This window comes from Mycolicibacterium aurum (assembly GCF_900637195.1).
In the GTDB taxonomy this organism is placed as follows: Bacteria; Actinomycetota; Actinomycetes; order Mycobacteriales; family Mycobacteriaceae; genus Mycobacterium; species Mycobacterium aurum.
Genome location: NZ_LR134356.1, coordinates 858,827 through 872,954, shown reverse-complemented (window position 1 = coordinate 872,954; position 14,128 = coordinate 858,827). Strand labels below are relative to the sequence as shown.

General features: G+C 67.9%; 12 protein-coding genes. 3 read left to right on the top strand and 9 right to left on the bottom strand.

The window, feature by feature from the left end; genetic code table 11:
• Nucleotides 1-49 precede the first annotated feature (49 nt).
• Nucleotides 50-1,549, top strand: a complete 1,500-nt coding sequence (locus EL337_RS04240) for a sugar transferase (protein WP_053086831.1) — start codon at nucleotides 50-52, stop codon at nucleotides 1,547-1,549.
• On the opposite strand, the gene EL337_RS04235 is transcribed toward EL337_RS04240, so the two are convergent.
• From EL337_RS04235 to EL337_RS04200, 8 genes are all read right to left on the bottom strand, one after another.
• Entirely contained in the window at nucleotides 1,527-2,291 is a 765-nt protein-coding gene (locus EL337_RS04235; RefSeq protein ID WP_370737146.1) for a DUF1206 domain-containing protein, read from the bottom strand. The two genes, EL337_RS04240 and EL337_RS04235, sit on opposite strands and share 23 nt — an antisense overlap.
• Before the next feature lie 47 nt (nucleotides 2,292-2,338).
• Nucleotides 2,339-3,685, bottom strand: coding sequence for an MFS transporter (locus tag EL337_RS04230; protein WP_048632165.1), 1,347 nt, complete (start codon nucleotides 3,683-3,685; stop codon nucleotides 2,339-2,341).
• 14 nt (nucleotides 3,686-3,699) lie between these two features.
• Nucleotides 3,700-5,199: a serine/threonine-protein kinase gene (locus tag EL337_RS04225; protein WP_048632166.1), complete on the bottom strand. Its 1,500-nt coding sequence runs from the start codon at nucleotides 5,197-5,199 to the stop codon at nucleotides 3,700-3,702.
• Between the two features lie 76 nt (nucleotides 5,200-5,275).
• Nucleotides 5,276-6,661, bottom strand: coding sequence for a WS/DGAT/MGAT family O-acyltransferase (locus EL337_RS04220; protein WP_048632167.1), 1,386 nt, complete (start codon nucleotides 6,659-6,661; stop codon nucleotides 5,276-5,278).
• A gap of 46 nt (nucleotides 6,662-6,707) precedes the next feature.
• Nucleotides 6,708-8,258, bottom strand: coding sequence for an alpha/beta hydrolase (locus EL337_RS04215; RefSeq protein WP_048632168.1), 1,551 nt, complete (start codon nucleotides 8,256-8,258; stop codon nucleotides 6,708-6,710).
• Between the two features lie 26 nt (nucleotides 8,259-8,284).
• Nucleotides 8,285-9,316, bottom strand: a complete 1,032-nt coding sequence (locus EL337_RS04210; RefSeq protein WP_048632169.1) for an extracellular catalytic domain type 1 short-chain-length polyhydroxyalkanoate depolymerase — start codon at nucleotides 9,314-9,316, stop codon at nucleotides 8,285-8,287.
• Nucleotides 9,298-10,017, bottom strand: coding sequence for an ABC transporter permease (locus EL337_RS04205; protein ID WP_048632170.1), 720 nt, complete (start codon nucleotides 10,015-10,017; stop codon nucleotides 9,298-9,300). The genes EL337_RS04210 and EL337_RS04205 overlap by 19 nt, the downstream gene beginning before the upstream one ends.
• Nucleotides 10,018-10,034: 17 nt before the next feature.
• The gene (locus EL337_RS04200; protein ID WP_048632171.1) at nucleotides 10,035-10,931 is read right to left on the bottom strand and encodes an ABC transporter ATP-binding protein; all 897 of its coding nucleotides are present in this window, start codon (nucleotides 10,929-10,931) and stop codon (nucleotides 10,035-10,037) included.
• 161 nt (nucleotides 10,932-11,092) lie between these two features.
• On the opposite strand from EL337_RS04200, the gene EL337_RS04195 reads away from it, so the two are divergent.
• Together EL337_RS04195 and EL337_RS04190 are read left to right on the top strand one after the other, a co-directional pair.
• Entirely contained in the window at nucleotides 11,093-12,271 is a 1,179-nt protein-coding gene (locus EL337_RS04195) for a sensor histidine kinase (RefSeq protein WP_048632388.1), read from the top strand.
• Nucleotides 12,268-12,870: a response regulator transcription factor gene (locus EL337_RS04190; protein WP_048632172.1), complete on the top strand. Its 603-nt coding sequence runs from the start codon at nucleotides 12,268-12,270 to the stop codon at nucleotides 12,868-12,870. Before EL337_RS04195 ends, EL337_RS04190 begins: the two co-directional genes overlap by 4 nt.
• Nucleotides 12,871-12,877: 7 nt before the next feature.
• Here EL337_RS04190 and EL337_RS04185 read toward each other — a convergent pair whose 3' ends face one another.
• Nucleotides 12,878-14,029: a fatty acid desaturase family protein gene (locus EL337_RS04185; protein WP_083443056.1), complete on the bottom strand. Its 1,152-nt coding sequence runs from the start codon at nucleotides 14,027-14,029 to the stop codon at nucleotides 12,878-12,880.
• Between the last annotated feature and the right edge of the window lie 99 nt (nucleotides 14,030-14,128).

Below are 14,128 nucleotides of genomic sequence, written 5' to 3'. Positions count from 1 at the left end.
GTCGTGAACTGCGGCGTCCAGTTCTTCGAGTTGAGAGGGGCGGCATCTGATGGCGGTACGCACCACCACGAGCGAATGGTCACCGGCTTCGCTGGCGGGCGTACTTCCCGACGTTTCGCGCCTCGCGCTCCCGCAGGGCAATCTGGGCGTGCTGATCAAGTTCGCCGCCGATCTGTCCATGGCATGCGTGGCGTCGATCGCCGGTCTCACCTGGGCGCACCATCAGGGATTCCCAATGCCACCGCTGTGGATGATGGCGTGCTACGCGCCGATGGTGCTGATCATCTTCGCCGCCCGGTCCACCTACCGGCGCAGACTGCACGGCAACCTGATCGAAGAGTTCATGTCGGTCCAGATGACCGCGGCGCTGGCGGCCATGCTGCTGCTGGCCGGCATGGTGCTCGCCGATGTCCCCGGCGACCTGGGCGACACCATCGCCAAGGTGTGGCTCACCACCGCCACCCTGCTGCCTATCGGCAGGGTGGCCGCGGTGTCGCTGAAACGGTCGCTCCGGCGACGCCACCTCCTGCAGTCGCCGACGCTGATCATGGGCAACGGCGAGATCGCCTGCCACCTCGCGAAGCGGTTTCTCGACAACCCGCAGTACGGCATTCGCCCGGTGGGACTGGTGGACGCCGATTCACCGTGGACGGCCACCGACACCGACGACTGCCCCATCCCCCCGGTCGGAACACCGGAGACCATCGCCGACGCGATCCGGCGCACCGGGGCAGAGGCCGTCGTCGTCGGGTTCTCCCGGACCAGCGACAAGGATCTGATACCCGCCATCAGAACCGCACGACTTGCCGGGCTGACGGTGTGGATCGTGCCCCGCATGTTCGACACCGTGGGCAAGCAGTCCCGCGTGGACTACGTCGGCGGCCTGCCCGTGTTGACGGTGTCCAACACCAACCCCACCAGCTGGCAGTTCGCCACCAAGCACGTCGCCGACCGCGTCGCGGCGGCCGCCATCCTGGCTGTCATCTCCCCGTTGTTCGTGTCCCTCATGGCCGCGGTGAAGCTGTCCTCTCCCGGCTCGGTCTTCTTCCGGCAACCACGCATCGGCCGTGACGGAATCGTGTTCGACTGCCTGAAGTTTCGATCGATGCGCCCGCCCGAGTCTGTCGACGATGTGTTCGTCCCGCACCGCGGCGCGGCCCCCGGCGGTGTCGAGGGCGCCGACCGGCGCACCACCATCGGCAAGCTCATGCGGTGCAGCTCTCTCGATGAACTCCCGCAACTTCTCAACGTCATCAAAGGCGACATGAGCCTCGTCGGACCCCGACCCGAACGTCCCGAATACGTCGAGCGTTTCAACTCCCAGATCCGTCGGTACGGGGAACGACACCGGGTCAAAGCCGGCATGACCGGCTGGGCGCAGGTGCACGGCCTCCGCGGCCAGACGTCCATCGACGACCGCGCCGAATGGGACAACTTCTACATCGAGAACTGGTCACTGTCTCTGGATCTGCAGATACTTCTGCTGACGATCCCCGCGGTACTGCGCCCCAGCGAGAAGCTGTCGGTCACATCCGCGAATACCGGGTGAGCGCAAAGCTGTACAAGCCGTAGGCCGCGAAACCTGTTGCAGCCACCAGCAGAATCGTCTGCCCGAACTGCGTCTCCCCCAGCGCCTGGACCGCGGAGTCCAACCCCGTCGCCCGCGTCGGATCCTGCAGGAAGGACGCGCCGACCACCAACAGCCCGGCGGCGAACAACACCACCCCCTCGGCGACGTGACCGCACACCCCCAGCACGGTGATCAGCAGCCCCCCGGGCACGGTGAGATCCCGCAGGAACTTCCGCGATGCGCCCTTGTAGACGAAGTAGCCGCCGAAGGCTGCGATGGCCACACCGACACCCACCAGCACGACCTTGCCGCCACCCGACTGCATCAGTCGTGCGCTCAAGCCCTCGGCTCGATCACTGCCCTGCCGGCCCACCCCCAGCGCGAACTGCACCGCGGCGAACGCCAGCGCCAGGTAGACCACGGCCAGTCCAAGTGCTTTGAGCCGGTTGCCCAGTGGCGTGTCACGCAGATCGGCGTCGGTGTGCTCGCCGGGGTGCAGTCCCACCACCGTTTCCGCCAGCCGCCACATCGCCAGGGCGAACAGCCCGAACGCCACCACCCACAGCGACACCTGTCCGCCGGGCTGCGCGGCCAGCGTCGCGAGTGCGCCGGTCTGATCGGCCTCACCGCTCAAACCGAAGGCGATGCGCACGATGATGTACGCGATCAGCACATGAAGGAGCCCGCTCACCGGATAGCCCACGCGCGCGAGCCATTCCACGGTCCGGCTCCCGGTGGCGCGATTGACCGCGCCCTTGAACACCGCGTTCAGACCCGGAATGCGGAGCCCCGCTCGCGATCCAGGTAGGTCTCGGACTTGTTCTTGAGGCAGAAGATGTAAACCACCAGCGACACCGCGATGCACACCGTCACGTACGCGATGAACAGCGGAACGTGGCCCTGTTCCTTAGCTGCCTGGTAGATCAACGGGGCGGTGCCACCGAAGATCGAGTTCGCCAGCGCGTAGCCGACACCGACACCCAACGCCCGGATCCGCTGTGGGAACAGCTCCGACTTCACCAGTGCGTTGATCGACGTGTAGCCCGTCAGGATGATGTAGCCACCGGCGACCAGCGCGAAAGAGGCCAGCGGAGACTGCGTTTCGGGCAGGAACGTGATCAAGATGTAGGTGTAGAACAGCCCGCCCACCCCGAAGAACAGCAGCATCGGCTTGCGTCCCACCTTGTCGCTGATCATCCCGCCGACGGGCTGCAGCAGCATCAGGAAGATCAGTCCGATCAGGTTGATCCACGTCGCCGTCATCGCGTCGTCGTAGGTGCTCTTGACTATGGTCGGCGCGTTGACGCTGTAGGTGTAGAACGCGACCGTGCCGCCCATCGTGATCAGGAAGCACAGCAGCAGCGGCCGCCAGTACGTGGTGAACAACTCGCGCATCGAGCCCGCGCCCTTGTCCTCACCCGATCTCGCTGCCTCGATAACCTCCTCGGACAGCGACTCGTCCATGGTGCGCCGCAGCCAGAACACCACGATCGCCGCCACGCCGCCGATGGCAAACGCGATGCGCCACCCGAAGTCTCGCATCTGATCGTCGGTGAGGAATGACTGCAGGATCAGCAATGTGAACTGCGCCAGGACATGCCCGCCCACCAGCGTGACGTACTGGAAGGACGAGAAGAAACCGCGTCGCTCCCGCGTCGCCGCCTCCGACATGTACGTCGCCGACGTGCCGTACTCCCCGCCCGTGGCGAAGCCCTGCACCAGCCGCGCGAGAACCAGGATGATCGGCGCCGCGATCCCGATCGTGGCCTGCGACGGCACCAGCGCAATCACCGCCGAGCACAACGCCATCAGGGACACACTGAAGGTCAGCGCCGCCCGTCGGCCGCGGCGATCGGCGTACCGACCGAAGAACCACGACCCCACCGGTCGCATCACGAACGTGATCGCGAAGATGGCGTACACGTAGACCGTGGAGTTCTTCTCCGACTCCGCGAAGAACTGGCCCTCGAAATACGTTGCGAACACGGTGTAGACGTAGACGTCGTACCACTCGACCAGGTTGCCCGACGATCCGCGCAGCGTGTTCCAGATCGCGCGCCGCGTCTCGGCGGGACTGGACCGCGGCAGCGGCGTCTCGGTGTTCGCGGTCGTCATGCGCCCTCCCCCTGTCAGCCGGCCGAGCCGTACTCTAGCGCCGGTTCCGCCGAATCCACGCTGCCCCCACTGGAAATGGTCAGCTGATCCGGCTGCACGTCATATCGCGCCCCGTCCGAGCCCGTGACGGTGAATCCGTCGCCGGAGCGTGTCGCCCCGCGGATCTCCCGGTTTGCGCCGTCGCGCAGGCGCTCACCTTTGTAGTAGAACTCGCCATCGCCCGTCTCGCAGATGGCCGCCAACGACAGCGACGTCCGGATCAGCGCGGCCGGCGTGTCCCCCGACGCGCAACGCGCCGTATGACCCACGAAGCCTTGGGAATCCGTCCCCGACACCCCGTCGATCGTCGACGTCTCCGTCGACGTCGGCGCCTCCGACGACGACGCGTCCGAGGACGGCGGTGCCGTCAACCTGGACTGTGGGGTGCCGCTGTCACCGCCGCTGAACACCAGCACCATCGCCAGGATCACGGCAACGGCCAGCATCGCTGCCGTCACCGCCCCCAGCACCAGCTGGCCGCGCCCGAACCGGCGAGGTGGCCGCACCGAGGGTGGCGCCATCGGAACCTGGGGCGCCGAGGTGAACTGCCGCGTCGACGGCGGCGCCGGGGGCGGCGGAGCCACTGGGCCGGGGACTTGGGGCGGGGCCACCGGTGCCACCGGCGCCTCGCTCGGGATTCCTTGTGCCGCAGCATGAGCTGCACGCGCCAGCCCCCCTGCCGAGGCGAACCGGTCGCGGGGGTCCTTGGCCATGCCGCGCGCGACCACGTCGTCGAAGGTGCGGCTGACCCCGCGCCGCATGATGCTCGGCCGCGGCGGCGGCGAGAACATGTGCGCGCTCCAGACCTGACGGATGTCGGCCGCCTCGAACGGCGCCCGGCCCGTCAGCGACTCGTACAGCAGGCACGCCAGCGAGTACACGTCCGACGCCGGCCCACCCTTGTCCCCGCTGAAACGCTCCGGGGCCATGTATGCACTGGACCCGACGACCAATCCGGTCGACGTCACCGACGCCTCGCCGCCGCCGTGGGCGATCCCGAAGTCGACCAGGTACGCGAAGTCCTCGGCGGTCAGCAGGACGTTCTCCGGTTTGATGTCGCGGTGCACCAGTCCGTTGGCGTGCGCCGCGTCCAGCGCAGACGCCACCTGACCCAGGATCGACACCGCCCGCGCAGGCTGCAACGCGCCCTCGGCGCGCAGCAGCTCCTTGAGGCTCGGGCCTTCCACCAGCCGCATGTCGATGTAGAGCACGCCGTCGATCTCGCCGAAGTCGTGCACCGGGATGACGTGGGGCTCCTGCAATCGCGCCGCCACCCGGGACTCGCGTCGGAACCGTTCCTGAAAACTGTGGTCAGCAGCCATGTCGGGCCGCAGCAGCTTGATCGCCACCATTCGCTCGCGCGCCGTGTCGTACGCGCGGTACACCTCGCCCATCCCCCCGACCCCGATCACGGAGTGCAGCTCATAGGGCCCGAACCGGGTGCCCAGCCGAGCGCCGCCCTTGGGGGTGCTCACATGCAATCCTTCCGTCGTCGACCGGCAGCGTCGCATAGTCTTCCCGCTTCCACCGGACTCCTAACGGTGCACGCCCTCAACAGCGGCGGAGCAGGTCCTCCAGCTCGACGGTGAACCGGTCGGCGAGATCCCACAGGTCGTTCACCAGCTGCGGGCACGAGATGATGCCGACGTTCAGCTTGTCACCCAACGACATCACCGTGATGTTCAGCCCCGAGCCGTGCAGGATCGGACCCAGCGGATACAGCGCGATGACCTCCGCACCGTTGCTGTACAGCGTCTCCTGCGGGCCCGGCACGTTGGAGATCACGACGTTGTGGATGGCCGTGTCGGTCAGCGGGGTGCGCGACAGCACCCCCAGCAGCCACCCGAACGCGCCGCGGGAGATGCTCTGCGCCAGGTCCACCAGCAGGGTGGGGCCGAGAGACGCGCTGTGGTCCTTGGCGCGCACGTTGGAGGCCGCGATGGCGTGCAGCCGGTCCTGTGCGTCCTCGATGTCGGTGTGCAGGTTGCAGAACATGCCCGACAACTGGTTGCGGCCGGGCCGGTCGGACAGGCCGCGCACCGACGACGGCACCGCCGCGATCAGCGGCTTGTCCGGCAGCTCGCCCCGCTCGTCGAGGAAGCCGCGCAGGGCACCCGCGCACAACGCCATCACCACGTCGTTGACCTTGACGTCGAAATGGTTCTTCACCTTCTTGACGTCCGGCAGGTTCAAGGAGGCGAACGCGACGTTGCGCTGCGCCGTCAACTGCGCGTTGAAGGGCGTCGGCGGCGCCGTGAAGGGTGCGGCCATCGCGGTACCGTTCGCGGCGCGACCCACCGTTTTCGCGACCAGGGCCGTGGCCACCGGAATCGACCTGGTCAGCTGCCACGGCAGGGTGACGAACCGCCACAACCCGTCCGCGGCGATCGCCCACGCCGGCGCGTCACCGGGACCGTCCACCGGCTCGGGAAGGGCCGCGTCAGGCTCCCGATCCAGCAGCTGACCCAGCAGGTTGGCCGCCGATACGCCGTCGACGACGGCGTGGTGCACCTTCAGCATCACCGCCAGGCGGGTGCTGTCGTCCGCGGTGGTTACGCCGACGCCCTCGATCACCCACATCTCCCACAGCGGCTTGCTGCGTTCCAGCGGGATCGACGCGATCTGCCCGCACACCTCGGCCAGCTCCTCGCGTCCGCCCGGCGCCGGGAGGCCGATCCGCTTCACGTGAGAGGACAGGTCGAAATTCTTGTCCTCCACCCATACCGGGTGGGCCAGGTTCAGATCGTTGTCGGCGAGCTTGGTGCGGAACTCCGGGATCGCCGGTATCCGGGCCCCCAGGTCGGCGCGGAAGCGGTCGAAGGAGTAGCCACCGGGCACAGTCGAGGTGTCCAACTCGGTGACCGAGCAGACCTGGATCGGCACCGTGGTGGACTCGCTGTACAGAAGACCCGCGTCGAGGCCACTCAGCCGTTCCATCCGCCCGGCGTTCCCTTATGGCGGTGTGATCAAACCCACAGCCAGATCAGAGCGCGCAGGTCGCGCCCTCCGGCGGCAGGGCGAGGTCGATCAGGTAGTCGGCGGCGATGGCGTCGACGCACTGATTGGTGCCGGCCGTGACGACCGTGTGCCCCTCGCCCTCGACGGTCAGCAGCGCGCTGCCGAGGGTCTCGGCCAGCGCGATGCCGCCGGCATGCGGGGTGGTGGGGTCACCGGTGATCGAGACGACCAGGGTGGGCGGCAGGCCCTCGATGTCGGTGGCGTACGGGAAGCCGAGCGTCGGTTCGGCGGGCCAGTGCTCACATCCGTCGCGGGCGCCGGTGAGCGGGACGCCGGGGTCCATGAACGGCGCGGCCTCGTAGACGGCGGCGCGCAGCGCGTTTCCGTCGGCTTCGCTGAGCCGTTCCTCGTCCATGCAGTTGATCGCGTAGACCGCCTCGACGAAGTTGGTCCAGCGGCCCTCCCGGTCGCGCAGCGAGAAGTCGTAGCCCAGCTGCACCAGCTCGTCACCGCGGCCCTGCCGGACCTGGGCGATCCCGGTGATGATGCGGGGCCAGGCGGCCTGGTGGTACAGCCCCGAGATGACTCCGCCGACGGCGTCGTCGAAGTCGAGCTGCACGCCGAGCGCCGGGACCGGGCGGTGGTACAGCGGTCGCACGATCTGCTGGAACACCTCGGTGGCGCGGGCCGGGTCGTCACCCAGTGGGCAGTCACCCTGTGCGGCACAGAATTCGGCCATCTTGTCGAAGGATCGCTGGAATCCGCCGAAGGCGCCGGCGCGACGCTCCATGGTGCCCTGATGGGGGTCCACGGCGCCGTCGAGCACCATCGCCCGGACGTTCTGCGGAAACTGCTCGGCGTAGACGGCGCCCAGGCGGGTCCCGTAGCTCTGCCCGAGGAAGGTGAGCTTCTCATCGCCCAGGACGGCCCTCAGCACATCCATGTCGCGGGCCGTGTCGCGGGTACCGACGCCGGCCAGCACGTCGGCGCCGCCCGAGAGTGCGGCGCACCGCTCCCACACCTGCTTCGTATCCTGTTCTGTCCATTGAACTGTCGTGCCCTGGGTGCTGAGTAGGACGCCCCGGTCCGCCTCCTCGTCGGAGTAGCAGTCGACGGCCGGTTCGGTGGCTCCCACACCGCGCGGGTCGAAACCGACGACGTCGAAGCGCTCGGCGATCCGGCTGTCCGCCAGCGCCCCGGCAGTCGCCGATCCGCCGAACAACCCGGAGCCGCCCGGCCCGCCCGGGTTCATGATCAGCGAGCCGAGGGATTCGCCCCGGGCGGGGACCCGCAGCACCGCGAGACGGATCGTCTTGCCCTGCGGCTGTTCATAATCCAGCGGCACATCCAGCCGTCCGCATTCGGCGGTCGGTGTCTGCGCGAAGACGGCCGTCTCGATGGACGTGGCGGCATAGCGCGCACACGACTCCCACGCGATCTTCTGACCGTAGAACGTCTCAAGACCGGACGCGGCCGGCTCGGCCGCGGGACCGCGGCAGGCCGTCACACCCGCAAGCAGCGCGGTGAGTAGCAGCGCGACAGTGACTTTCGCGGCGGATGTCCTGGACGGGGGCATTACAGTCCTGTTCGTCGGGTTGCTGGTCACGGCAGCCGGTGCTGCTCGGCGAAGTTCCACGCGGCCGCGCTGGCATCAGGACCGGCGCGGTCGGTGAACAAGCCGGCGCCGGCAGGACCGGGATACGCGTGGCCCATGCCCTCGACGAGATACGACGCGATGACCGGAATGCCCTCGGGTGTAGCGCGACTCGTATACGTGTAGCCGTGCCGTCCCGGAACGGCCGGCACCGTCTCGGTCTCTTCTGTCACCTCGAGGCTGTTGTTGAGCTCGCCGTCGTCGACCAGATCGTGCACCGCGGACCAGTGCTCGACAAGGCGACTCGCGACCAGCGGTGGAACCACCTCGTCATCGGCGCCCTGAATGACGAGCAGCGGGACCCGGCGCGCGCGGTCACCCATCTGCGCCCACGCCTGACGCGCCGTGTACACCGGCGGGGTGGCGCCGGGATCGTCGGGATCCACCTGGTTCAGGCCGTATTCGCCACCGGCGACCGATGTGACGGTGGCGAACACATCGGGGTAGGTCGCACCGAGTATGACGGCGGTGCCTGCTCCGGACGAGGCGCCGACCACGTGCACCCGGGCAGGGTCGGCGTGGTACTTGTCCACCACCTGCCCGGCCACCCCGGCCAGCAGAGCCGGTTCTCCGCGGTGTCTCTGTTGTTCCTGCGGGTCCCCGGAGTTCCAGCAGTTGACGGCGTTGCGGAACAGGCGCTGCGTCGGATAGACGACGATGAAGCCCTTCCGGTCGGCCAGGCTGTTGAACTGCGTGGTGTATTTCATGGAATTCCAACCGAATCCGGTCATCCCGCATCCGTGTAGCGCCATGATGACCGGCAGCGGCGTCCGGCCGTCGAACTGCGGCGGGACGTGCACCTGGTATCGCTGACTGCCGTCGGCTCCGTAGTAGGTGTGGTTGCGGTCACCGGCCTGCATCCACCACGGCAGACCGAACTGCACAGCGGCTGTCACGACGGCGAAACCAAGGGCTGTCACGGCGAGAATCGCGGAGACGACCCACTGCCAACGCCGGCCGGTCACCGCCGCGGCTCCCACCGGAACATTCTGGCCGCCAGCATGATTGCCGCGAGTATCCACGCGACGGTCGGGCCGAGCAGCAGCAGTGAATCGACGGTGGCGACCCCACCGTTCCAGGCGTTGACCACCAGTTCGGTGGCCGACCCGCCCGGCAGCAACCGCTTCACCATCTGGAGGTGCTCGGTTCCGCTGATTCCTATCCAGCTCGCGACCGCCACGACGCCCAGGCTCAGCGGGAGGCTGGTGACCTGAGCATGCTCGGGCGACCGCGTGATGCCTGCCGTCGCCGCCCCCAGCGCCAGCATCATCGCGAGCGTCGCCACCACGGCCACCGCGAGCAGCACGACGTCGGCCGGTCCGGCGCTGATGGCAGAGAACACCCCGAGAATCAGGGCGACCTGAACCAGGGCGATCGTGGTGACGGGAAGCAGCAGGCCGGCGAGAATCGCCGTGTCGCCGGCCGCCGTGGAACGCAGCCGCTTGAGGAACAGCGTCTGCCGACGCGCGGCCACTGTGGTCACTGTGGTGGCGTAGAGGCTGAAGGCGGCGATCGTGAAGACGACAAGGGCAGCGATGTAGCCGAGACTGCCGATCTGCGCGAACACGTCGCGGAAATTGATGAAGAACGCACTGGCCGCCATCGGCATGATGAGGCTGGTGACGAGCACGGATCTGTTCCGCAGGAGCTGGATCAGTTCACTGCGCGCGATGGGAAGCATGGCAGGACCTCGCGATGTCAGGAGGGAGTGGGGACGGGATTGATGGCACGGAACACGTCGTCGAGCCGGGTCGGTGCGGCAGAGAGCCCGCGCAGTTCCACCGCGTGGGTGTCGGCCCAGTCGAGCAGTCGTTTCAGATCGGCTTGCAGCTCGAACGTCTCCACCAGGTAGCTCCCGCCGGGGACCGGAGCGGACTGCACCGGCGGCGGTGGGGAGTCCGGCGGCAGGGAGAACTCGATGGTGGCCGGCAGGGTCCGGGTCAGTTCGGCCACCGTCCCCTCGTGCACGAAGCTGCCCCGGTGCATCAGCCCGATCCGGTCGGCGTACTGCTGCGCCTCTTCCAAGTAGTGGGTGGTCAGCACGATGGTGGATCCGGCGTCGCGCAGGTGCTGCACCGCGCCCCAGAGCGCGTCGCGGGACTGGATGTCCAAACCCGTGGTGGGTTCGTCCAGAACCACGAGCGCCGGGTGACCATAGACCGCGGTGGCGAAGTCGAGGCGCCGCTTCTCCCCACCGGAGAGCTGGGACACCGCGGTATCGGCCTTGCGCGCGAGGTCGACGACTCCGAGCACCCGGTCGACCGTGTCCGCGCGCGTGGTGAGTCGACCGATCAACCGAATCGTCTCCGCGACGGTGAGATCGGACGCGAACCCGCTCTCCTGCAGCATGATTCCCATCCGCGGACGCACCGCGGCCCGGTCCGTCGGGCTCGCCCCGAATACCCGCACCGTGCCCGAGGACGCCGTGCGGTGTCCTTCGATGACTTCGAGGGTGGAGGTCTTGCCTGCGCCGTTGGTCCCGAGGAGCGCGTACAGCTCACCACGCTCGACCTGGAACGAAAGGTCTTTCACCGCAGGGAAGTCACCGTAGGCGACGGTGAGGCTGTCGACGTCGATCACCGGACTTGAGGACATGCCTTCATCACACCGCGGCGGGTGGCTCCCGCCCAGTGCGCGTACGTCACCCGCTGGGATGACGTTCTACAGCGTTGCGTATGACGCAGCGTCACTGGCGGACGGACTGACGAGTCCGGATACTGGTGGGCGACCCCCACCCCAACCACGTGAAGTCAGTCATGGATGTCCGCACGCCCCGCCGCGCGTTCCAGTCGATCTGGACGGCGCCGCGGTCCCACGATGCCGCCCGGGGTTCCCGGCGGCGGTTCCGGACCATCAACCTCACGACCTTTCTGCCGCTGCTCACCGCGGTCGGGGTGTTCCTCGTGGCCCGGCAGGCCCAGACCTGGCAGCAGGCCTGCGTCCTGGCCCTCGGCCTCGCGGCAGCGCTGATCGCGTTCGAGCGGTGGACCGCCGGCGACATCGCCAGGGTGGCAGTCCCGTGCCTGATCGTGTCGGCGGCGGTGTGGCTGTTCGGGGCGCTGACAATCGCCGAGGGCGCGACGCAGGGGGCGTACTACGCGATCGCCATCGTCGGCTGCCTCACCGTCTCCCAGCTCAACCGCCTCCGCGGGGTGGCCGCGTTCGGGTTGGTCGCGTACGTGGCCGCGGTCGGCGCGTGGGGAATCCTGGCGACGGGACAGACCGGGACGGGCGCACTGATCGCCAACGTGATCGTCCCGGCCGGTTTCACCGCCATGGTGATGGGCCTGATGTTCCCCAATAAAGGGTTCTACGACGTCGTGGCGGAACTGGAGGAGGCCCGCGATCGGGAGGCGGAGTTGGCGGTCATCCGCGAGCGGATGCGTTTCGCCAGCGACCTGCACGACATCCAGGGGCACACGTTGCACGTCGTCAAGCTCAAGATCGCGTTGGCGCAGAAGCTGATCCACAGCGATACCGCACGTGCGGAGCAGGAGCTGCGCGAGGTGTACGAGCTGGTGGGCGACACGATCACCCACACCAAGGCGCTCGCCTACGGTCAGCGCAAACTCAACCTCACCGCGGAGCTGGAGAACGCACGAAATCTGCTGGAGGCAGCCGACATCCGGGTGCGGGTCGAGCAGGGACCGGAAGTCGAGTCGTGCGCCAACGAACTGCTCGGCCAGGTCCTGCGGGAGACGACCACCAACATACTGCGGCACTCGCGAGCCAGGCTGGTGCGCGTCGCGCTGACCGCGAACAGCATCACCGTCGTCAACGACGGAGTGCTGGAGCACGAACTGCCGGAATTGCGGGGACTCGCCACGCTGGCCGACAGAGTGTCCGACGGCGGCGGCGAGCTCACCGTGGCGCTCGGCGACGGTCGATTCCGCACGCAGGCAACATTTCCCGAGCAACAGGACGCCGTCCGATGACCACGGTGGTGCTGGCCGACGATGAGGTCCTGCTCCGGAAGGCTCTCGCGTCGCTGCTACCCCTGGAGGGGGACGTCACGGTGGTGGCCGAAGCCGATGACGGCGCCACGGCGGTCGCGGCCACGCTGGCCCACCGGCCCGACGTGCTGGTCATCGACTTGGAGATGCCGCGGATGGACGGTCTGGAAGCCGTCGCAGAAATCCGCCGCACGCTGCCGGATCAGGTGATCCTGATGCTGACCCGCCACGCCCGACCGGGCATCCTGCGCAGCGCCCTGAAGCTCGGCGTGCAGGGATTCGCCAGCAAGTCCGCCGAACCCAGTCACATCGCCGAGGTCGTCGCGGCGCTGCACAGTGGACGGCGATGGATCGATCAGGACGTCTCGGCCGCGGCGATCGTCGACGACTGCCCGTTGACCGACCGCGAGGTGGACGTCCTACGGGTGACCGGCGACGGTTACTCGGTGGCCGAGATCGCGTCGCGACTGCATCTGGCGCAGGGCACGGTGCGCAACTACCTGTCCAGCGCCATGCAGAAAACGCAGACCAGGACCCGGCACGAAGCGGCCCGCTACGCGCGCGAGCACGACTGGCTGTAGGGCGGCGTCACGCCGCGGAGGCGGCCTGCGCCAGGCGTCGGGCCGACGCCCGCCGCCGGGTGGGCCGGATGCGCGCGACGTCCGCGCCGCGGCGGGTCCCGAAGAATCCGTTCGGCAACGCCAACCGGTGGATGGTCCGCAGCGTCGATCCGTACTGATGCGCCAGCGACCCCGACAGGTATGGGATGCCGTACTTCTCGCACAGCGGTCGCACCCGCTCCGCGATCTCGGCGAGGCGGTTGCTCGGCAGGTCCGGGAACAGGTGGTGCTCGATCTGGTAGCACAGGTTGCCGCTGGCGAAGCCCAACAGCCGGCCGGCCTTGAAGTTCGCCGTGCCCAGCATCTGGCGCAGGTACCACTCGGCCCTGGTCTCGGACTCCAGCACGTCGGCGGTGAACGTCTGCGTGCCGTCGGGGAAGTGTCCGCAGAAGATCACCACGTACGCCCACAGGTTGCGCATCAGGTTGGCGATCGCGTTGGCCTGCAGGGTCCGGCGCCAGCGCGTGACGCTCAACGCGGGCCACAGCACATAGTCCTTGAAACCCTGACGGGAGATCTTGCGCACCAATATCTTTGCCTGCGCTTGCTTTTCGGCCTTCGAACGCTTCAGGTCGACGCCGTGCAGGGCGATGCCCCACTCGAAGGTGAGCGCCAGGAACAGATTCTGCAGCGGCTGCAGCAGATGACCGCGGGTCCACGGCTGATCGGCACTCACGCGCATCACGCCGAAGCCGAGGTCGTCGTCCTCGCCGAGCACGTTGGTGAACACGTGGTGACGGTAGTTGTGGGAGGATTTCCACTGCGACGAGACCGCGACCATGTCCCACTCCCAGGTGCTGGAGTGAATCTCCGGGTCGTTCATCCAATCCCATTGACCGTGGGACACGTTGTGCCCGATCTCCATGTTCTCCACGCTCTTGGCGAAGCCGAGCGCCGCGGTGCCCAGTGTCCAGGCGGCCGTCGACCGGGTGGTGGCGATGAGAAGCCGGGCCGCAACGTCGAGGGTGCGCTGGAACAGGATGGTCCGACGGATGTAGGCGGCGTCCTTGGCTCCGAGGGACTGCTCGATGTCACTGCGGATCGTGTCGAGCTCGCGTCCGAGGTTGTCGATGTCCTGCGTGCTGAGGTGGGTGTAGTGGGCGACGTCGGTGATGGCCATGGTGGGTCCTTGCGTTGATCCAGCTGTAGGGCATGGACGTAGACCCTGAAACCGAAGTGTGTAGGAACCGGCCGAGCGAGCAACTGCATCGCGTCGACA